This is a genomic window from Pedobacter fastidiosus, from assembly GCF_014306625.1.
GTDB classification, from domain to species: Bacteria; Bacteroidota; Bacteroidia; order Sphingobacteriales; family Sphingobacteriaceae; genus Pedobacter; species Pedobacter fastidiosus.
In genome coordinates, this window is sequence record NZ_JACRYL010000007.1 from 235,375 (window position 1) to 254,571 (window position 19,197).

The window sequence follows — 19,197 nt, forward strand, 5'->3', positions numbered from 1 at the left end:
AAGATTTAAGCGCAAAGGACACAAAGCTTTCGCAAAGAAGAATTAAGTAGGAATTACGACCACATGAACTATGAGCTTTTTTTTCCTATATGTCTTATATGGTCGAAAAATTCTTCAAATAAGTTTTTGTTCGGGATGAACCCTCAGGTTTAAGAACGAAGATGGGATATGCTTGTTAAGGTGTTTTGGGGTCATAATCCTCCCCCTGCCCCCTCCAGAGGGGGAAACCCCTCATAGCTGCAAATAAACCAAGCTTATATTTTCTTAAATGTCTCATATGGTTCAAAACCTTTATGCCTAAAGGTTTAACCGCAAAGTACACAAAGCTTTCGCAAAGAAGAATTAAGTAGGGGTAATTACGACCATATGAACTACGAGCTTACATTTTCTATATGTCTAAATGGTTCAAAACCTTGCGCCTAAAGGTTTAACCGCAAAGGACACAAAGCTTTCGCAAAGAAGAATTAAGTAGGGGTAATTACGACCACATGAACTACGAGCTTAATTTTCCTATATGTCTTATATGGTCGAAAAATTCTTCAAATAAGTTTTTGTTCGGTATGAACCCTCAGGTTTAAGAACGAAGATGGGATATGCTTGATAAGGTGTTTTGGGGTCATAATCCTCCCCCCGCCCCCTCCAGAGGGGGAAACCCCTCAGAGCTGCAAATAAACCAAGCTTATATTTTCTTAAATGTCTCATATGGTTCAAAACCTTTGCGCCTAAAGATCTAACCGCAAAGGACACAAAGCTTTCGCAAAGAAGAATTAAGTAGGGTTAATTACAACCGTAGGAACCTATGAGCTTATATTTCCTATATGTCTTATATGGTCGAAAAATTCTTCAAATAAGTTTTTGTTCGATATGAACCCTCAGGTTTAAGAACGAAGATGGGATATGCTTGATAAGGTGTTTTGGGGTCATAATCCTCCCCCTGCCCCCTCCAGAGGGGGAAACCCCTCAGAGCTGGAAATAATCCTAGCTTATATTTTCTTATATGGTTCAAAACCTTTGCGCCTAACTCTACGTGCTTTGTGAATTTCTCCGTGAACTCTGTGGTTAAATTATCAACCTAATTAACTCCCCTTTTGTAAAGTAAAGGCAAATGTAGTCCCGATTCCTGGTGTACTTCGAACAGAAATCGTTTGTTCATGAGCCTCCAAAATATGCTTTACAATAGCCAAGCCCAAACCTGTACCTCCAACTTCTCTAGCTCGGTGATTATCTATTCGGTAAAAACGTTCAAATAACCTAAATAAATGCTTTTCTTCAATCCCGATTCCATTGTCGGTTACTTCGATTAAAAATTGATCATGGAGTTCGAAAATCTTTATTGCAGTTTCCCCGCCATCAATACCGTATTTAATACTGTTTACCATTAAATTGATTAATACTTGGCGAATTTTTTCACGATCGGCCATAACAGCTGTAACAGCAGTATATTTATCTTTAAAAAACAGTTTAATATTTTTGGCCTTCGCTCTGTCTTCCAAATTATCCATTACTTCTTTCGCCAAAGAAACGAAGTCGAATTTTTGGTAATCAATGGGTGCTTCGCCAGTCTCTAGTTTTGCGATGGCATCTAAATCATTAATCAAGTAACTTAAACGCTCCACGTTGCTTTCGGCTTTCTTTAAAAATTTTAAAGCCATTTCTGGGTCATCAATCAAGCAATCCTGTAGTGTTTCTACATAACCTTGAATGGCAAAAAGTGGCGTTTTAAATTCGTGAGAAACGTTAGAAAGAAATTCTCTTCTAAACTGTTCTTGTTTTTTAAGCAGGTCGATTTCTTTTTTCTTAGCGCCAGCCCACTCTTTTACTTCTTGTTCAACATCATTAATCGGATCAGAACTTACGTATTCACCAAGCGCATCTTTTAAATCTTTGCCTAGTTTAAGGTTGTGGATCAGTTTATAAATAAGCTTAATTTTTGTGTAAATATATTTTTCAAGTAAATAATAAAAAACCAAAAAGCTACTCAAAAAGGATACTCCAAATGAAATGGCGAGATAATACCAGCTGTGCTGAAAATAAAAGTTTACCATCCCGATGGAAAGGCCAACCGCCAGAGCAGTAAATAAAACCAGCACACTTAATTTCATGTTGCAATTTAGTGGTTTTATGTTAATCGAACGTTAACTCAATTGCTTTTCAGTTAAATATTTCCAATACCTTCTAGGCACATGCTGAACATGCAATTTAGTATTTTTTCGAGCAACGATGTTGGCGCTTTTAAAATAATCTTTCCATAAAACGGCATAAAGTTCTTCCTTTTCATCCATTACTGATGGAGCAGGTTTTTGTTTATTTATACCTTCAGTAAAACTAATTGTGATTTCCTCAACCGTATTCAGATTATAATGCAGGCCATATTTCCGCTTTAAATCATAGATAATCCATTGTTGATCGGCATAGCGATTTTTAAAATGATTGGAAATTAAAGGCAAAACATTAAAGTCTGGATCTATGCTGGTGTAAAAAATTCCATCAGCTGTATGCTGAAAACGAATAAAGGCTTCCATTCTGTGTTTTTCTCTTTCTACACTTTTGGCAAACTTAGCTAAAGCGATAACATGCTCATTTCCATAATTGCTTTCTGCGCCCTTTTCATTTTGAAAAATATAGAGTGTAAATTGAAAAAGATGATTGTATGCTTCGGGAATTTCTGATAAATAACTACAGTAAAATTTGAGAAGCCAATCTTTCTTTAATTTTTTTTGCAATCCCGCCCAAACTCGATCGGCTTTTTCTGAATTTGTAGTTACGGTAAAACTTTCAGCAAAAGCTTCTGGTTGAAAAATTTCGATGGACTTGAGCACAACTTTTCCAGGCTTTCGTTCAAACCATTCAAAAACTGCAGTCAATAATCCTGGTAAAGAGCCGTCGAAAATGTAAGTCATTAAATATGTATATCAATAATTAATATGCGTTGGTTATTTTGACCGTAGTGGAGAAATGTTTTAAAGTCAAAGATTTCTCCGTTTCGCTATGCTCCAGTCGAAAGGACGGTTTTTGCTAAATATTTATCTAAAACAAAATCATCTGATTGCTATCTGTCTTCAAATATTTACTCTGACTCTCGGCCATAATAAATGCCTTAATCTGAGTTCCTTGATAATCCCTTAACTGATAAGGGCTATCCGCACAGGTAATAAAATGCTTGGCACGATTGTAAGAAACACCAATTTTTTTTAATTGATCTATTCTAAGTTTTCCAAATTTTCTGGCTTGAACAATTTTTTGTGCAGACATTACCCCAATTCCAGGAATTCGTAAAATCATTCTATAATCTGCTTTATTAATATCCACAGGGAAATGTTGCATATTTCGAATGGCCCAACTTAATTTAGGGTCGATATCTACATCCAAGTTTGGGTTTGCATCATTTAAAAGCTCTTGAACTTTAAAGCCGTAAAAACGCATTAACCAATCGGTTTGATACAATCTGTTTTCTCTTAAAAGCGGGGGCTGAGTACCCAAAATAGGCATTCTGCTGTCGTTACTAATCGGCACGTAGCCAGAATAATAAACACGTTTTAAAGCGAAATTTTTATAAAATGCATTTGCCGTGTACATGATATCCTTATCGCTTTCTGGCGTTGCGCCAATTACCATTTGTGTACTTTGGCCAGCTGGTACAAACTTTGGAACGTGCTTAATCAACTTTTTATCCGCAGCAAACTGAACTATGTTTTGCTGAACAAAACCTAAAGGCTTAATCACATCTGCATGGCTTTTTTCTGGCGCCAAAAGTTTCAGTCCAGCTTCTGTAGGCATTTCTAAGTTAATACTCATCCTATCAGCGTATAAACCAGCTTCTTTAATCAATTCATCACTAGCGCCAGGAATTGTTTTTAAATGAATATAACCATTATAACGTTGTTCTAACCGGAGTTTTTTGCAAACCAAAAGCAGGCGTTCCATTGTGAAATCTGCATTTTTAAAAATCCCAGAACTCAAAAATAACCCTTCAATGTAGTTTCGGCGATAGAAATTCATGGTTAATTCTACCACTTCATCAACGGTAAAGGCCGCACGTTTTACATCATTGCTCTTTCTCGAAACGCAAAAAAGGCAATCGTAAATGCAATGGTTAGTGAGTAAAATCTTGAGTAAAGAAACGCATCGACCATCTTCTGTATAGGTATGGCAAATGCCTGATGTATGACTGTCGCCTACACCTTTATTATCATTTTTCCGAGTGCCACCACTTGATGAACATGAAACATCATATTTGGCGGCATCAGCAAGAATATTTAATTTTTCACGAATTCGATCAGACATAGTTAGGAAGATTTACTAACAAAAATAGTAAATTAAAACTAATTAAGTTAGCAAAAACACGCTAAATGATATTCTTTATTGAAGTATTATTAGGTTATGCATTAAACCCAAATATTAGGAGAATATTCTTGTTTCCGTTGTTTCGGTAATTTATTTAAACTATAAGTTTCTTGAAAATATCGAAGTTCGGTGTAAAATTTTTCTGCTTCTTCTTCACCACCATTAAGTGCGTTAAAGTTGGCGTTGAAAGATGGATTTTTAAAACTTACCTGATAGTAATAACTACCGTTTCTGCCATCAAATTTTTCTGTGATGTGATTTACGTTTTCCCAGCCAGCAAAAAAATCCTTTGGTTTATAAAACAAACTAGGCTGATCTATTTTGAGGTTAATTCCTTTATCGTTTACTTTTACAGCACACCTTACAATAAGCTGTGTATTAATCATCCAAAACAAAAATGCAACCATTAAAACCAGAGAGGAACACACCATAATGAGCATTGCCCACTCTGGTAAAGATTGTGGCAGGTTAGATAGAAATGCAAACATGATGGTTGCACAAACAATAGGAAAACCAATCATTGTAATTAGCAACAGACTGTTCTTGTGGTATTTAAGTTTGTAAGATTGCATGGGATGTAGATTTACCACTAATTTACGGGCAAATCACATAAAATCAAATACTTAGAAATCAGTATTCTTCCGTAAGTATTTAATTTAGAAATAACTTTAGTTTCCTTCCCATTCATTATAAAAATGATCAAGATATTGGAGCATAAAATTGTGTCTTTCCAAAGCGATGGCTCTTCCAGCATCTGTATTCATCATATCTTTAAGCAACAAAAGTTTTTCGTAAAAATGATTGATGGTTGGCGCAGTTGTATTTTTGTAACTCTCTTTGGTTAGATGTTGCTCTGGCTTAATTGCAGGGTCGTAAAGCACTCGGTTTTTATAACCACCATATGTAAACGCTCTAGCAATGCCGATTGCACCAATGGCATCTAAACGATCGGCATCTTGCACAATTTGCATTTCTTTTGAGGTGAAACCTGAACTATCAAAGCTATTTTTGAACGACATATTTTGAATAATGAGTTTAACGTGAGCAATTACGTCTTCATTAATCGAAATTGATGTCAAGAAATCTTCTGCTACTTTAGGGCCAAGTTCTTCATTGCCATTGTTAAATTTTGGATCGGCAATGTCATGTAACAACGCTGCAAAAATTACAACCTGCTCATGCCCTTTTTCTTTTTCATTAATATTTAATGCCGTTTTATAAACGCGTTCTATGTGAAACCAATCGTGGCCTGCTTCAGCATTTTCCAGCGTTTTTTTAACGAAGGCAATGGTACTATTGATGGAATTTTGCATAACTATTTCTTTCAACCCAAAGGTATTCGAAAATACTTTAGGCCGAAAAAAATGTTAATACTTTTAATTTAATTTTTGGCAATCTGAATTATCCAACTGCCACTGATTTATCATCTGGAGTGATGATTTTAATCAGATCTGTATGGTCAAGTGTCAATAAATGAGTCACTTCAACCTCTAAGATGGATGCGATTTGAAATAAACGCTCAATAGTTAACTTGCTGTAACCAAGTTCTATTTTACTATAAGCATTTTGAGAAATCTTTAATTTTGCTGCAAGATAATCTTGAGTGTAATCTCTATATTCTCTAATTTTTCTAATATTTCCCGCAACATTCTTCGTCTTTAAAGCAAATAGATCTTCCATAGGGATAGGATAATTTTATTAAATGTTCACTATTATAAACGAAACTAAGTGGCAATTGGATTTTTACAAATTTTTCTCTTGTGTATTAAAGGTACACGCGTGAACGTACTACTTCGAATCTTAGTACATACAATTTAACAACCAAATTGTTTAACATATTCTGTTTAGTTGTTCAAAATCAGAGGTTTGTAGTAACAATTAATAAAAATTATTCGAAGGATTTAATTTAACAGATTGAGGGACATTATTTTTGGAAATGATAATGGCCTAAGTCCGGAAGCTTAAAATAAACCCCAATCATCTTCAAATTCATCTTTTTCAAAGTGCTTAACCCATTCGATAAATAGCAGGCGGAATTTGTTTATTTCGGCTAAAACAATCTCTTTATATTCTGGATTGCAGATTTCGAAAAGTTCAGCAGCCTTAACCTGGGTTTCCATTTCTCTACAATTTGTTCTAATAATCGAGGCATTTTCCATACGTAAAGAATACAGATCTGCTCCCTCTGCGCCAACAATTTTCGGACAAAGCATTAATGCATTTTGCATAATTAAACTGCTCGTTAATTCGGCCATTTCACCTTTTAGAGTTTCGCAAAATAGAGCAGCGTATTTGTAAACTGCTCTAGCTTGGTTGTATAAAGCTTTCGCACGAACAACTTTTAATCTATCTTTTTCTGTATTTAACGAGAATTGGTTTTTATCTTCAGCATCATTTAGCCTATGCCGGGTAAAGTAATCCCAGTCTGGCATGTGGTCCATATCATCAAATTCCATAGTAAAGGCCTACGTTTACAAAAAAAGATTAGGTTGTTATTCGCTTTCTGGTTGAGTTTCGGTTTGTGGAAGTCTGCGAGAACCATCATACAACTCATACTCCAGCATTCGGCAATCTAATTTACCATTGTAAAACTCGATTTTTTTCGAAGCTTTTAAGCCGATTTTCTTAGCCAAATCAGGATTTCCGGTAAAAATATAACCTGTATAGCCCTTGCATTTGCTCTTCATAAAATCGCCCATTCGTTTATAGGTGGTTTCTAATTTACTGTGAACCCCTAAACGCTCGCCATATTCTGGATTGAAAACCACAACACCTTTTGCATCTTCCGGAACTGGAGTAAGTTCGAAATCGCAAACTTCAAATTCTATAATCGTATCAACACCAGCAGTTTTTGCGTTTCTACGAGTTACCTCAACGGCATCTTCAGAAATATCGGAAGCAATAATTTTTAAATCGACATTTTTAATTACCTGGTCCTTCAAGATTCTGCGCTCTGCAAAAAACTCTTCTTCATTATAGCCCAAAATGTGCATAAAAGCATAATTCATTCGGTATAAACCTGGCGCACGATTGGTTGCAATTAATGCTGCCTCAATGGCTAAAGTACCAGAACCACACATTGGGTTAATAAAGGGTGATTTTTTATCCCATTGGGTAGCGTAAATTACACCAGAAGCTAGAGCCTCCAACATTGGTGCTTTCCCAGGTATTTTACGGTAACCATGTTTGGCTAGTGTTTCGCCAGATGTATCTATAAAAATATCTGCTTCAGCATCTTTCCAATATAAATGTACTACAGCTTTATTGGCATCAGAACCAGAATTTGGGCGAATGCCCTTTTTTTCTTTCATGCGATCAACAATGGCATCTTTTACCTTTAAATTGGCAAAAAGTGGCGTTGTAATATTTGGGTTATCCACATTAGAAGTTACTGAGAAATAACCTGCAAAATCAATCAATTCTTCCCACTCAATTTCCTTTACCTCGTTGTATAAATCATCGGGCGTAATGGCCTTGAAACTTTTTATCGAATACAAAATCTGACTGGCGCAACGCAAGTTCAAATTAAGCTTAATACACTCTGTAAGGGTGATATTTAGCTCAACACCCGTTTGAAATGATCTTTCGATTGTATAACCTAGTGCGGTAACCTCATCTTGTAAATACGGAGAAAGGCGCTTGTTGCAGGTAATAATTACCTTGCTTTTATTGTGGAAAACTTGCATCATAATATATGCGAAGTTATCAATAAAATTATTGAGATTTGATGTTTATAGTACATTAAGTAGTATTAGATATGGAAATTAAAGGAAAAGTACACGAAGTAGGTGCCACTCAGCAAGTAAGTGAAACGTTTAAAAAACGTGATTTAATAGTAGAATACGCAGAAAATCCAACATACCCGGAATATATCCGTTTTGAGGCATTACAAGATAAAGCTGCATTATTAGATACATTTAAAGCAGGCGATGAGGTTGAAGTTTTCTTTAATTTACGTGGTCGCCCTTGGACAGACAAAGCGGGTAAAACATCATATTTTAACAGTTTGGTTATTTGGCGTATCAATGCTGTTGCAGCAGGTGCACCAGCAGCAAACACCCCAGCTTATGCAGCTCCGGTTGATGTGAGCAGCACACCAGGAGAAGATGATGATTTGCCTTTCTAAATAAAGAATCTTTTTTAAAGCAAACAATTTTGAACCATGCCGGAATTTTTATTCCGGCATTTTTTTTGCCCTTTTTTCTTTAAAATAATGTCGTTCATGACACCACGTCTGTCGTTCATGACATTTCAACCATTATAAATATTTTATTTCCTATATTGTGATTTCATCATCCCTAAAATAACTGCAAAATTATTTTAAACCTATATGATGAATCCGTTAGCAATCTCAAAAGGCAAGGCTTTGGCTTTCCTTATTTTCTTATCTCTTTTTATTGTGCAGGGATGCCGAAAAGATATAATCCAGCCAAATTCTGGCGTACTTAAAAACTCGCTATCCATTGCGGAAGCCAAAGCTTATTTTGATGCAAACTTGAGGCAGGGCACAAAGCCAGAAAAGCTGATGTCGACCAGCGAAGTAGGCAACGGAGTAACTGCAGATAACTATTTAACCAATAAACAGCCGATTTGGAACCAGACATATCAAAAAATGCTTGCTAACGGTAATTCGGTAAAGATGCCGATCGACTTCGGGAATGCTTATGCTGTAGTTAACGAAGCCAAAAATGAACTAATGCCATTGAGTGCACTCAACTATCTTTTTATGTATAAAGACAGTTTGCAGGTTATTCATGCTGAATGGGTAATGCTATTGCCGGACTCCGCCTTGGCTTCACGGAAGCAGAAATAATTATTCAGGCCGTATCATAGTAAAGGATTGGTCGGGTAAAACGATTAGGAAACTTGTATATAATCCGATTGGATCGCCAAATACATCATCTATTATTAAGAGCAGAATGTTAAGTTCGGATGGGAAAATGCAAAATTCTAGTTTGGACGGTGAGGACCAGATTGGCGGTGCGATAGGTTTCTGTACGAGATGGCCAAATGGAAAGTGTCCAAAAACAGGTGACTGCAGTATTAAATGTGATCTGTGCCTAACGGTCTGTGCAACGTTGTCCTGTACTTTTTTCGATTGCAGACCTGTTTGTGATCTACCTTCAGAACCGGGAACTGGTGGAGGAGGTGGTGGTGGCGGTGGAGGCGGCAATCCCGCAGCACCAGGTGGAGGTGGAGCATATCCACCAGATGATTGCGGAGGAAACGGCCAGATACCAAGGGCTCCAAAAACAAATGGCGATCCGGGAGCAGATGCTAATTCTGTTCCAGTACCTCCATGCATCCCTAAGCCAATCCAGCTGAAATTGGATGTGATCGCCAATTTCTTGGCCATAACCGATGCCGACAAACAAAATTTCCTGTTGGCACACAATAATATTTATGATGCCTTGGTAACCTATTTGGTAATACATGGTGATACCCCAGAAAATAAGGAGTTTGTAGATTGGGCGGTGGGATATCTGATGATTAATCCAGCAATAAATTTCAATGATTTCAAAAGTCAATTTTTACCCACAACAGAAGTAATATCCAATCCAGATGAAGATAATTGGACAGATCCCGATGATGTTGTATTAACAGATCCTGACCAAACTGTATATCAACAATATCAAGATAATCAGCCATGGCCTATTATAAAACAAGTTATAAAATTTGATGATTTTGTTCCTAACCGCTATGTTGCAGGATCAACTACTGAAACAGTAAATTGCTTAATTTTGGCAAAAGAGCAAATGGCAAAGAAAGGTTATACAGTTTCAGGCTTTTATGTTGGATCGCCTCAGATTTTTCAAACTTATACTGAAACTGGAGAAGTGAATTTGACAAAAACAAAGCAAGCTATTAGTTATATGATTGAAAAACTGAATAATGGAATCCCGGTTTTAGTTGGAATTGATGCTAAAGCTGGTGCTCCATTGGCAAATAAAGATCATTCAACAGATCATTTTATTGTTATAATTGGAACAGGTACCGACATAAAAGGAAAATATTTTCAATTTATGGACAGTTCTACTAATTGGCCATCATTAGGCGCTAGTCAAAATAATAAATTATATTTTGATTCAGTAACAGGAAAAATAACAGGCAAAACAATGAGCCAATATGGAATTAGAAGTGGCCGACATGATTTTATTGTAACCCAAGTTAGAAAAAGTATAAAAAAATAATATGAAAAGGTTTCCATTTTATGTTTTAATGTTTACCATTAATTTTTGTTCAGCACAAGTTAAATTATCTCAAGAGAGCACAATAAAAAATAGGATTGTGAATTTTTTAGCTTGGCATAAAAAAGGTGGTGAAAATATTCAGGGTCCAGCATATTTTGTACCCAGATATGACGAATTAGATTCAACGAAAACTTACTTCGATATAGATAGCTTAGAAAGATATTATAATGTTTTTCGTAAAAGTAAATTTGTATCTGAGCAGTATATCAATCAACTAAAAGATTATTTTAATTATTACGGAAAATTTATTGGCCCAAAAAGAAAACCGAATGAAATTATTAAAATTGATGGCCTCGATCAGGATATTATTCTCAATACATTCGAACCTGAGCTTATTCTAGATAATTTAACTAGAGTAACAATTACTAAATCTTTGATAATTTATAACAAAGCTCTAATAGGAATGAATTTTACCAAAGGTGTTGATATGATTTTTATTTTGACAAAGCAAAATGATGATTGGGAGATAGATTATATTGGCCCGAATAATTCAAGTATGCAAAGTCTATTTAGGCAATAGTTTTGGTAAGGTTTTATGCTGATATTATTACTCAAGTTCGTAAAAGCATAAAAAAATAATATTATGAATAAGTTAATATTAATACTCATTTTTTCATTATTTTTTAGTCAAGGTTATGGACAAAAAAAAGAAAATGGAGAGATAGTAAAAATTAAAGGAACAATTATAAATTTTTTAAAATGGTATCGCTTGGATCAAATTGTTGATACAGCCAAACAAGTTGACTCAGGTATAAAATATCATCCAATTATTGTTTGGAAACAGATAGACACATTGATAAAAGTAAATATAGATATGAAAGCTGTTGAAAGCTATCTGGTACATTTGAGATCAAGCAATTGTCTTTCGGAAAGTTTTATAAATGATTTAAGGCAATACCATCAAAAAATTGCAGATGAAATAGAATTAGTAAAGCCTTTTCCGGCTAGGGAAGGGGAGTTTGCTATTCCAGGCCTTAATTTAGACCCTATTTTTGGCTTCGAGCCGGAAGATATTTTGGACCATATAAAAAAAGGGAGATTTACAAAAATTAATATAATATACGATAAGGCAATAGTGAAGTTTGACATTACTAACATTAACCAATACATTTTTACGCTCACCAAAGTTGATAATAGATGGTTGATCGATTATTATGGTTTAGATAGAACAAATATTGATCGAATAATTAAATAATTGATAACTAAGTCGTAGCATATCGGTGCGCCTTCAAATCCCCTCCCCCAGTCTGGCTTAAGCTTACTCTAGCGCAAGCGTCCGCTTGCGCTAGACTGTGGCATAGAAGAATAGCACGAAACTTTAAGCTGAATTTTTACTAAATATGAAACAAATTACTTTTCAGGATAATACATTAATTTTAAAGGTTGGTAAATCTCCCATAATCATTAGAATAATTTTATTTCCTACAGCGTTTTTGTTTTTTATTTTGCCAGCCTACGGGATTACTTCAAATTTATCAGATGGTAGTGGAATTACATTTCTCACAGTCATTATGATTGCGTTTTTTTTCTTATTGGGCTATTATTTACTTAGAATTTCATTGTGGAATACTTTTGGAGAAGAAGTGATCACGTTAGGACCAGAAAAAATAATTTATGAGGCAGATTATGGTTGGTTTAAAGGTAACAAGAAAGAAATATCTATTGAAAATCTTAAATGCTCCATAAAGCCGGGCGAATTCGAAAATAAAGATAAGGGTGTGCTCCTTTTCGATTCTGATCAATCACAAATTGAATGTGTTGCACTAATTCCAATTAAGGAATTGGAAGCTTTGATAATCGATCTTAGCAAGATACTACCCCAAAAAATAGAGCCGAAACTTGCAGATTAACAATTCTGCTTTTACTTTTCAGTTCCTACAAGTGATTGGTTCTAACCTATTAACCCTTCATTAACAGGCTTATAGTCCGTTGTTAAAATATGTTAAAAACAAACAGGTAACTTAGCTAATAAGTATTTTTGATAGCTAATTGCTTTTAAAGGTGATACCCTAATCTTTTAAATCGCAATTAACCACTCATTTTAATGAAAAAAAGAAGTTTTTGGATTATTACCGTTTTAATGACGGTGGCTTTACTTGGCGTATTTGTAATGCAATTGTATTACATCAGGGAGTCTTATAATCTAAAATCTCAGCTTTTCGATGAGCAAGTTAACCAAACCTTAAGTGATGTTGTTAATAAAGTTCAAAGGCGAAATGCTGCAGAGCACATCAACAAAAAAGATGCTGAAAATAAGTTGCAACAACTTCAAAATTTAAGGCAACGAACTTTAGATGTTAAAGATTTAAAGCAACAATATGTTCAGGAATCTGAGATTCGCCAAGAGGAACGTGAGGTACAAATTGAGCAATATTTGAATAATCAGGATAGTATTATTCGGGTTTCTTATAGAAGGCCACAAATGCTATCAGAAGTAACCTATAAATCTTTAACAACCGAAGAAACTCCTTTGCCGGGCGGGGCAAGGTTAGATGTACAGATGGATGCCATGGTTGATAAAGACTTTAAATTGCAATCGTACAGCATGCGTTCGAAGTTATTTGAACCAGATTCGAAAACCTTTAATTTCCGTACGCCTCAAAGCTTGCCAGATACCATTCGTTATCTTGTTAACGATCCAATAACTGGAAACCCGCTATTGGTTGGCCTACCTAAAATTTCTGATGATTTAGCCCTTAAATTTAAAAAGGAAGATCAGATTGCTAAAAAGAAACTGGATTTAAAAATTGCCGCCTTAGGCAAAGATACCACTCCATATACTAGTTCTCGTTTGTTGGAAGATGTGGCCAATGAAATGAAAGAGGTAAATGTTCCAATTTATAAAAGGATAAATTATAATGCTTTAGGCTCCTTGCTTAAAACTGAATTGCTCGCCCACAACATTACGCAGAAACCCGCTTATAAAATTTCGCTAGCCAATAAAGATTCGGTTTTATTTATAGAAGCTTCGCACACAAAAGAAGAGTTCTTGCCAAAAAATACGTATAAGGTCCCCATTTTTGGTAACGATTTATTTCGCGATCCAGGAACGTTAATCGTTAGTTTTCCAGATAAAAATGCAGCAATAATTTCCAATTTAGGAGTTACCTTAGGTTCTTCTGTAGGGCTTTTATTGGTTCTAGTTTTTATATTTTCTTACACGCTTTATGCAATTTTAAAGCAAAAGAAATTATCAGAAATGAAAACGGATTTTATCAATAATATGACGCATGAGTTTAAAACTCCCGTTGCTACGATTATGATTGCCAGCGAAGCACTTAAAGACCCAGAAGTAACGGAAGATAAAGCCCGACTGAAACGTTTGGCGGGCATAATTTACGATGAAAACGTGCGTTTGGGAAATCATATTGAACGTGTTTTAAGCATTGCCCGTTTAGAAAAAAACGAGATGAAAATGGAAAATAGTGAGGTAGATATGAACGATCTTATCCTCATTGTTTTAGACAGCATGAGTCTGCAACTTCAAAAAAGAAATGCTATTTTAACTGTAAATACGGATGCAGAAAATGCAATCATTTATGGTGATGAACTGCATCTATCAAACGTGCTTTACAATTTAATAGATAATGCGAACAAGTACAGTGCAGAAACGCCCGAAATAACCATTACTACAAGAAATACAGCGAAGAACTTAATTATCGAAATTGCTGATAAAGGAATAGGGATGACAAAGGAACATTCGAAACGAATTTTCGATCAGTTTTACCGGGTTCCGACAGGGAATTTACACGATGTAAAGGGCTTCGGGCTTGGGCTAAATTACGTTCAAGATATTATCAAACAACTAAATGGCAGCATTAAGGTAAGTAGCGAAAAAGATAAGGGAACGAAGTTCGAAATATCTTTACCTTTATAAACCGACCAACCATCGGTACAAAAGGTTGCTTTATCGATACATTGTGATTTTGCAGGTGTAAAATGGTTAATATAGTGGCTTAATAACTTGTTATCCATAAAATTATATCGTTATGCAGAATCAAACTTTAAGTGTAGGCCATGGTATATACGTGAATAAATTAAAGAAAATGAAAAAATTACTTCTGGTAGAGGACGATCCTAATTTAGGTTTATTGTTGCAGGATTATTTGCAGTTGAAAGGCAAGTTTGATGTAGTGCTCTGTACCGATGGCGATGAAGGATTAAAAGCTTTTAACAAGCAAAACTTTGATCTTTGCATTCTGGATGTAATGATGCCTAAAAAGGATGGTTTTACATTGGGAAAAGACATCAGAAAAGTAAATGCTCAGGTTCCCATTATTTTTGCAACGGCTAAAACCATGCTCGAAGATAAATCTGCGGCATACGATTTAGGTGGCGATGATTACATTACAAAACCTTTCCGTATTGAAGAACTTTTGTTGCGTATAAACGCTATGTTTAAACGCGTTTCCAATAAGGCTGATGGAAGCGAAGAAGCGACAGAAACTCAATTTTCTATCGGTAAATACGATTTCGATTATACTACACAGATCATCACCTTTGGCGGTCTGCACCAAAAATTATCAACCAAAGAAGCAGAACTATTGCGTTTATTGTGCTTAAAGAAAAATACAGTTTTAACTAGAGAAGAAGCTCTGTTAAGCATTTGGCATGATGATAACTATTTCAACGGACGCAGTATGGATGTGTTTTTAAGTAAGTTGCGTAAATATTTAAGAGAAGATCCAAGCGTTGAAATTATTAACGTACACGGAAAAGGCTACAAACTTTTAGTCAGCTAGAAAAATTATTCGTCATATCGAACGGAGAGAAAGCTATCAGAATCTTCTTGCAGATTTCTCTTCGCAAAGGCCCTTTCGAAATGACGATTTATTTATATATACAAGTTCTGTTGAAGCGCAGGAATGATACCTCTTTCTTGCGCTAAGTTAAACAGGGTGTCAATCGCTTTGCGACCTTCTTCTCCTAAATTGATGCTGTATTTATTTACATAAAGCTCAATGTGTTTGTACATTACAGCTTCATCCATCGCCTGTGCATGTTCGCGAATAAATTCGATTCCAGATTTTGGATGAGCGAAAGCATATTCTACCGATTGCCGGATCAAACGATTAACTTTTAACTGAATTTCACGATCTAAATTTCTGTTGATTACGATACCGCCAAGAGGTATGGCACAGCCTGTCAATTTCTCCCAGTAATCGCCCAAATCAACAATTTTGGTTAAGCCTTTATCTTGATAAGTAAAGCGGTTTTCGTGAATAATTAATCCAAGATCTATTTTATCTTCTAGCAAAGCAGATTCGATTTCAGAAAAAACCAATTCTTGTTTATTTTGAAGTTGCGGATAGGCAATTCCCAAAAGGAAATTTGCGGTGGTATATTTCCCGGGGAATCCAACTCTTAAATCGCTGGTTTCTGCTTTAAGGTGCTCGGCAAGGGTTTCGGGTGTAAACTTATCGCTAATTAAAAGCGGGCCAACGCCAAAGCCCAATGCACTTCCTGCATCTAGCAATGCATATTGATCGGCAACATAAGCGAAAGCGTGAAAACTTAGTTTGGTAATGTCAAGCTCGCCACGTAAAGCTTTCTGATTTAGAGTTTCTACATCATCAAATAAAACTTCAAACTCTAAACCTTCAGTATCAATTTTATGGTGAATTAAGGCATCGAAGATAAACGTATCATTAGGGCAGGGCGAAAAACCAAGTGTAAGTTTCATAAATCAAAATTAAGGACTCCGATAAATTACTTCGTCATAATCAATTCATATCTGTAATAAAAGCAATTGCCCAATCATTTAAATTTTTAATGGCGAGACCAATTTTCCATTTTTCCTTATTTCTGGGTTCAACATAGTTGGAAATACTTCTAATTTGCAGGCAATCTATATGCTCTTGTTTACAGGCATAAAAAACAGACGCACCTTCCATGCTTTCCGTTGTTGGATTTAGCCTTTTCACAAGTTTATCAATACTTTTTCCGTTGCCACTTACGCAGTTTACGGTAACGCTTTTCGCCTTTGGCAAATCAATTTTTATGTTCGATTTAGAGTGAAAATGATTTTCGCCAAAGCCCAAATCGGTAATGGTTAAAAAATCATCTCCATTTTCTGCACCCAGTTCGGCAAAAACATCCTCGGTAATGTTTAGTAAACTTCCCAACTCAATGGTTCGATCAAAACATCCGGCTATGCCGAAATTAAGAACAAGGTTATATTTTGATGCTTTTAAATGTTTTCCCAAAGAAAATGCAGTTGCTACCATTCCAACGCCTGTAATGAGCAAATCGAAATTTTTTGCTTCGATAAAATCGCCTTCTGGCAAATTAAAATGCTGATAAAAAAAAGTAAGTTCAGCTTTTGTAGCGGCAACAATCAATGTTTTCATAAGGTAAATTTAGTAGATTGTTTTGATTAAAGTGGGTTTCTTTAAGCTTTGATGTTTAGGCTTTAAGCTTTATCAGTATATTTGCGCTTTATTTTTTATTATGATTTATATAACGAGAAAAGCATCATTTAACGCAGCGCATAAACTGGCTCGTACCGATTGGGATGATGAAAAAAATGCTGAAGTTTATGGCAAATGCGCTAACCCAAATTGGCATGGTCATAATTATTGGTTGTATGTTACGGTAAAAGGTGAGGTAAATCCAGAAACGGGTTTTCTTGTTGATTTAAAGTGGCTTAAGGATGTTATGAATACTTATGTTGTAGATTTGGTTGATCATAAAAACTTAAATCTTGATGTAGATTTTATGAAAGGGAAACTGGCCTCGACAGAAAATTTAGCCATAGCAGTTTGGGAACAACTTATAGCCCCAATTGCGGAGAGTGGTGCAACTTTACACTCGGTTAAAATTTACGAAACAGAAAATAATTACGTAGAATACTTTGGCTAAAACCTAAATGGAAAAAGACTATTTAAAAGGAGAATCGAGAGACGGGTATGTAAAAATAGACCGTTATAACGAATCAAAAATTGAGGCTGTAGCATCACATTATAAAGATATTCTTGGTCAATTGGGTGAAAACCCTGAACGCGAGGGATTATTAAAAACACCTGAGCGTGTTGCAAAAGCCTTGCAATATTTAACGCATGGTTACGATTTGAAACCTGATGAGATCTTAAAATCGGCCATGTTTGAAGAAGATTATAGCCAAATGGTTGTAGTTAAGGATATTGAGGTTTACTCTATGTGCGAACACCATATGTTGCCATTTTTTGGCAAAGCACATATTGCTTACATTCCTAATGGACACATTGTTGGGTTAAGCAAAATTCCGCGTGTAGTAGATGCTTTTGCACGTAGATTACAGGTACAAGAACGCTTAACCAACGAGATTAGAGATTGCATTCAAAATACGTTGAGCCCAATGGGTGTTGCCGTAGTATTGGAATGCAAGCATTTATGTATGGCCATGCGTGGCGTTCAAAAACAAAATTCGGTTACTACAACATCTGCTTTTACAGGTACTTTTTTAAGTAACGATAAAACAAGAGCAGAGTTTTTAAGGTTGATAACGGCAAGTTTGGATTAGCCCCCAGCCCCTAAAAGGGAGCAAGGGTATTAAGAATTAATAGTTTTACAAATAGTAATTTCCCCTTTAGGGAATTAAGGCGTATGAGAGCATATATTTTTCCCGGTCAGGGAGCACAATTTGTTGGTATGGGTAAGGATCTTTATGAGAACCCATTAGCAAAAGAATTATTTGAAAAGGCGAATGAAATTATCGGTTTCCGCATTAGTGATATTATGTTTGGCGGAACGGATGAAGAACTGAAACAAACTAATGTAACCCAGCCGGCAATCTTTTTGCACTCGGTTATTTTAGCCAAGGTTTTGGGTGATGATTTTAAACCTGATATGGTTGCAGGACACTCATTGGGTGAATTTTCTGCACTTGTATCTGCAAATGCGTTAAGTTTTGAAGATGGTTTAAAGTTGGTTATCGCTCGTGCAAATGCAATGCAGAAAGCTTGCGAAGCACAACCATCAACCATGGCAGCAATTTTAGGCTTAGCTGATGATGTAGTAGAAAAAATCTGTTCGGAAATTGATGCTGTTGTGGTGCCTGCAAATTATAATTGCCCTGGTCAGTTGGTTATTTCTGGTAGTATTGAAGGAATTGATTTGGCCTGTGCAAAGCTAACCGAAGCAGGCGCAAAAAGAGCCTTAAAACTAAATGTTGGCGGTGCTTTTCACTCTCCATTAATGGAGCCAGCTAAAATAGAATTACAAGAGGCAATTGAGAACACAGCCATTTCGGCACCAATCTGTCCTGTTTATCAAAATGTTGATGCAAAACCTTACACTGATCCAGCTCAAATTAAAGAGAATTTAATTAAACAATTAACTGGAGCAGTACGTTGGACACAAACGGTTGAAAATATGCTTGCAGGCGGTGCTACAGAATTTGTAGAAGTTGGTCCGGGTAATGTTTTACAAGGCTTAGTTAAAAAGGTTAGTCGCGAGGTGCAAACCAGTAGCGCAACAATAGTAGCCTAGAATAATATTTTATGAGGGTGTTCTAAAGGCACTCGTCTTGCTGATTTTCAGAATCTCTTAAGTTAAGCACAGTTTTTGCGCATGAGATTTTAATTAGGGATGACGAGTTGTACTGAAGGACACCCTTTTTATT

Annotated in this window: 21 protein-coding genes; 11 read left to right on the forward strand and 10 right to left on the reverse strand. The window is 35.7% G+C overall.

The window, feature by feature from the left end; all coding sequences use genetic code 11:
• Positions 1 to 1,076 precede the first annotated feature (1,076 nt).
• The 8 genes from H7U22_RS09900 to H7U22_RS09935 all read right to left on the reverse strand — a co-directional run bounded on the left by H7U22_RS09900 (position 1,077) and on the right by H7U22_RS09935 (position 8,030).
• Complete coding sequence (locus H7U22_RS09900) at positions 1,077 to 2,102, reverse strand: sensor histidine kinase (protein ID WP_187071198.1); 1,026 nt, start codon at positions 2,100 to 2,102, stop codon at positions 1,077 to 1,079.
• Positions 2,103 to 2,135: 33 nt separating this feature from the next.
• On the reverse strand, positions 2,136 to 2,900 hold the full coding sequence (locus H7U22_RS09905; protein ID WP_187071199.1) for a TIGR03915 family putative DNA repair protein: 765 nt from the start codon (positions 2,898 to 2,900) through the stop codon (positions 2,136 to 2,138).
• A gap of 127 nt (positions 2,901 to 3,027) precedes the next feature.
• Positions 3,028 to 4,284 (reverse strand): putative DNA modification/repair radical SAM protein, encoded by a 1,257-nt coding sequence (locus H7U22_RS09910; RefSeq protein WP_187071200.1) that lies wholly within the window; start codon positions 4,282 to 4,284, stop codon positions 3,028 to 3,030.
• A gap of 101 nt (positions 4,285 to 4,385) precedes the next feature.
• Positions 4,386 to 4,916, reverse strand: a complete 531-nt coding sequence (locus H7U22_RS09915) for a hypothetical protein (protein ID WP_187071201.1) — start codon at positions 4,914 to 4,916, stop codon at positions 4,386 to 4,388.
• A 96-nt stretch (positions 4,917 to 5,012) separates the two neighbouring features.
• Positions 5,013 to 5,657 carry an HD domain-containing protein gene (locus H7U22_RS09920; RefSeq protein WP_187071202.1) on the reverse strand — a complete coding sequence of 215 codons (645 nt, stop codon included), beginning with the start codon at positions 5,655 to 5,657 and terminating at the stop codon, positions 5,013 to 5,015.
• 88 nt (positions 5,658 to 5,745) lie between these two features.
• Positions 5,746 to 6,024, reverse strand: a complete 279-nt coding sequence (locus H7U22_RS09925) for a helix-turn-helix domain-containing protein (RefSeq protein ID WP_187071203.1) — start codon at positions 6,022 to 6,024, stop codon at positions 5,746 to 5,748.
• 281 nt (positions 6,025 to 6,305) lie between these two features.
• On the reverse strand, positions 6,306 to 6,800 hold the full coding sequence (locus tag H7U22_RS09930) for a hypothetical protein (protein WP_187071204.1): 495 nt from the start codon (positions 6,798 to 6,800) through the stop codon (positions 6,306 to 6,308).
• A 36-nt stretch (positions 6,801 to 6,836) separates the two neighbouring features.
• Entirely contained in the window at positions 6,837 to 8,030 is a 1,194-nt protein-coding gene (locus H7U22_RS09935; RefSeq protein WP_187071232.1) for a THUMP domain-containing class I SAM-dependent RNA methyltransferase, read from the reverse strand.
• 71 nt (positions 8,031 to 8,101) lie between these two features.
• Between H7U22_RS09935 and H7U22_RS09940 the strand changes: the two genes are divergently transcribed.
• The 8 genes from H7U22_RS09940 to H7U22_RS09975 all read left to right on the forward strand — a co-directional run bounded on the left by H7U22_RS09940 (position 8,102) and on the right by H7U22_RS09975 (position 15,337).
• Positions 8,102 to 8,470 carry a DUF3127 domain-containing protein gene (locus H7U22_RS09940; RefSeq protein WP_187071205.1) on the forward strand — a complete coding sequence of 123 codons (369 nt, stop codon included), beginning with the start codon at positions 8,102 to 8,104 and terminating at the stop codon, positions 8,468 to 8,470.
• Between the two features lie 204 nt (positions 8,471 to 8,674).
• On the forward strand, positions 8,675 to 9,157 hold the full coding sequence (locus tag H7U22_RS09945) for a hypothetical protein (RefSeq protein WP_187071206.1): 483 nt from the start codon (positions 8,675 to 8,677) through the stop codon (positions 9,155 to 9,157).
• A gap of 106 nt (positions 9,158 to 9,263) precedes the next feature.
• The gene (locus tag H7U22_RS09950; protein WP_187071207.1) at positions 9,264 to 10,535 is read left to right on the forward strand and encodes a cysteine peptidase family C39 domain-containing protein; all 1,272 of its coding nucleotides are present in this window, start codon (positions 9,264 to 9,266) and stop codon (positions 10,533 to 10,535) included.
• Position 10,536: 1 nt separating this feature from the next.
• Positions 10,537 to 11,115, forward strand: a complete 579-nt coding sequence (locus H7U22_RS09955) for a hypothetical protein (RefSeq protein WP_187071208.1) — start codon at positions 10,537 to 10,539, stop codon at positions 11,113 to 11,115.
• Between the two features lie 63 nt (positions 11,116 to 11,178).
• Entirely contained in the window at positions 11,179 to 11,790 is a 612-nt protein-coding gene (locus H7U22_RS09960; RefSeq protein ID WP_187071209.1) for a hypothetical protein, read from the forward strand.
• 145 nt (positions 11,791 to 11,935) lie between these two features.
• Positions 11,936 to 12,445, forward strand: coding sequence for a hypothetical protein (locus tag H7U22_RS09965; RefSeq protein ID WP_187071210.1), 510 nt, complete (start codon positions 11,936 to 11,938; stop codon positions 12,443 to 12,445).
• 194 nt (positions 12,446 to 12,639) lie between these two features.
• Positions 12,640 to 14,472, forward strand: coding sequence for a sensor histidine kinase (locus H7U22_RS09970; protein ID WP_187071211.1), 1,833 nt, complete (start codon positions 12,640 to 12,642; stop codon positions 14,470 to 14,472).
• Positions 14,473 to 14,641: 169 nt separating this feature from the next.
• The gene (locus H7U22_RS09975; protein WP_187071212.1) at positions 14,642 to 15,337 is read left to right on the forward strand and encodes a response regulator transcription factor; all 696 of its coding nucleotides are present in this window, start codon (positions 14,642 to 14,644) and stop codon (positions 15,335 to 15,337) included.
• A 92-nt stretch (positions 15,338 to 15,429) separates the two neighbouring features.
• Here H7U22_RS09975 and H7U22_RS09980 read toward each other — a convergent pair whose 3' ends face one another.
• The gene (locus tag H7U22_RS09980) at positions 15,430 to 16,278 is read right to left on the reverse strand and encodes a menaquinone biosynthesis family protein (RefSeq protein ID WP_187071213.1); all 849 of its coding nucleotides are present in this window, start codon (positions 16,276 to 16,278) and stop codon (positions 15,430 to 15,432) included.
• Positions 16,279 to 16,318: 40 nt separating this feature from the next.
• Positions 16,319 to 16,945, reverse strand: a complete 627-nt coding sequence (mqnB, locus tag H7U22_RS09985; protein WP_187071214.1) for a futalosine hydrolase — start codon at positions 16,943 to 16,945, stop codon at positions 16,319 to 16,321.
• Between the two features lie 100 nt (positions 16,946 to 17,045).
• On the opposite strand from mqnB, the gene H7U22_RS09990 reads away from it, so the two are divergent.
• From H7U22_RS09990 to fabD, 3 genes are all read left to right on the forward strand, one after another.
• Positions 17,046 to 17,456 carry a 6-pyruvoyl trahydropterin synthase family protein gene (locus tag H7U22_RS09990; RefSeq protein WP_187071215.1) on the forward strand — a complete coding sequence of 137 codons (411 nt, stop codon included), beginning with the start codon at positions 17,046 to 17,048 and terminating at the stop codon, positions 17,454 to 17,456.
• 7 nt (positions 17,457 to 17,463) lie between these two features.
• Entirely contained in the window at positions 17,464 to 18,096 is a 633-nt protein-coding gene (folE, locus tag H7U22_RS09995; RefSeq protein ID WP_187071216.1) for a GTP cyclohydrolase I FolE, read from the forward strand.
• Positions 18,097 to 18,179: 83 nt separating this feature from the next.
• The gene (fabD, locus tag H7U22_RS10000) at positions 18,180 to 19,064 is read left to right on the forward strand and encodes an ACP S-malonyltransferase (protein WP_187071217.1); all 885 of its coding nucleotides are present in this window, start codon (positions 18,180 to 18,182) and stop codon (positions 19,062 to 19,064) included.
• Positions 19,065 to 19,197: the final 133 nt, after the last annotated feature.

Bases quoted from the DNA above. Each gene is read 5' to 3' on its own strand.
- H7U22_RS09900 (WP_187071198.1), bottom strand. From the start codon at position 2,102: ATGAAATTAAGTGTGCTGGTTTTATTTACTGCTCTGGCGGTTGGCCTT.
- H7U22_RS09905 (WP_187071199.1), bottom strand. From the start codon at position 2,900: ATGACTTACATTTTCGACGGCTCTTTACCAGGATTATTGACTGCAGTT.
- H7U22_RS09910 (WP_187071200.1), bottom strand. From the start codon at position 4,284: ATGTCTGATCGAATTCGTGAAAAATTAAATATTCTTGCTGATGCCGCC.
- H7U22_RS09915 (WP_187071201.1), bottom strand. From the start codon at position 4,916: ATGCAATCTTACAAACTTAAATACCACAAGAACAGTCTGTTGCTAATT.
- H7U22_RS09920 (WP_187071202.1), bottom strand. From the start codon at position 5,657: ATGCAAAATTCCATCAATAGTACCATTGCCTTCGTTAAAAAAACGCTG.
- H7U22_RS09925 (WP_187071203.1), bottom strand. From the start codon at position 6,024: ATGGAAGATCTATTTGCTTTAAAGACGAAGAATGTTGCGGGAAATATT.
- H7U22_RS09930 (WP_187071204.1), bottom strand. From the start codon at position 6,800: ATGGAATTTGATGATATGGACCACATGCCAGACTGGGATTACTTTACC.
- H7U22_RS09935 (WP_187071232.1), bottom strand. From the start codon at position 8,030: ATGCAAGTTTTCCACAATAAAAGCAAGGTAATTATTACCTGCAACAAG.
- H7U22_RS09940 (WP_187071205.1), top strand. From the start codon at position 8,102: ATGGAAATTAAAGGAAAAGTACACGAAGTAGGTGCCACTCAGCAAGTA.
- H7U22_RS09945 (WP_187071206.1), top strand. From the start codon at position 8,675: ATGATGAATCCGTTAGCAATCTCAAAAGGCAAGGCTTTGGCTTTCCTT.
- H7U22_RS09950 (WP_187071207.1), top strand. From the start codon at position 9,264: ATGTTAAGTTCGGATGGGAAAATGCAAAATTCTAGTTTGGACGGTGAG.
- H7U22_RS09955 (WP_187071208.1), top strand. From the start codon at position 10,537: ATGAAAAGGTTTCCATTTTATGTTTTAATGTTTACCATTAATTTTTGT.
- H7U22_RS09960 (WP_187071209.1), top strand. From the start codon at position 11,179: ATGAATAAGTTAATATTAATACTCATTTTTTCATTATTTTTTAGTCAA.
- H7U22_RS09965 (WP_187071210.1), top strand. From the start codon at position 11,936: ATGAAACAAATTACTTTTCAGGATAATACATTAATTTTAAAGGTTGGT.
- H7U22_RS09970 (WP_187071211.1), top strand. From the start codon at position 12,640: ATGAAAAAAAGAAGTTTTTGGATTATTACCGTTTTAATGACGGTGGCT.
- H7U22_RS09975 (WP_187071212.1), top strand. From the start codon at position 14,642: ATGAAAAAATTACTTCTGGTAGAGGACGATCCTAATTTAGGTTTATTG.
- H7U22_RS09980 (WP_187071213.1), bottom strand. From the start codon at position 16,278: ATGAAACTTACACTTGGTTTTTCGCCCTGCCCTAATGATACGTTTATC.
- mqnB (WP_187071214.1), bottom strand. From the start codon at position 16,945: ATGAAAACATTGATTGTTGCCGCTACAAAAGCTGAACTTACTTTTTTT.
- H7U22_RS09990 (WP_187071215.1), top strand. From the start codon at position 17,046: ATGATTTATATAACGAGAAAAGCATCATTTAACGCAGCGCATAAACTG.
- folE (WP_187071216.1), top strand. From the start codon at position 17,464: ATGGAAAAAGACTATTTAAAAGGAGAATCGAGAGACGGGTATGTAAAA.
- fabD (WP_187071217.1), top strand. From the start codon at position 18,180: ATGAGAGCATATATTTTTCCCGGTCAGGGAGCACAATTTGTTGGTATG.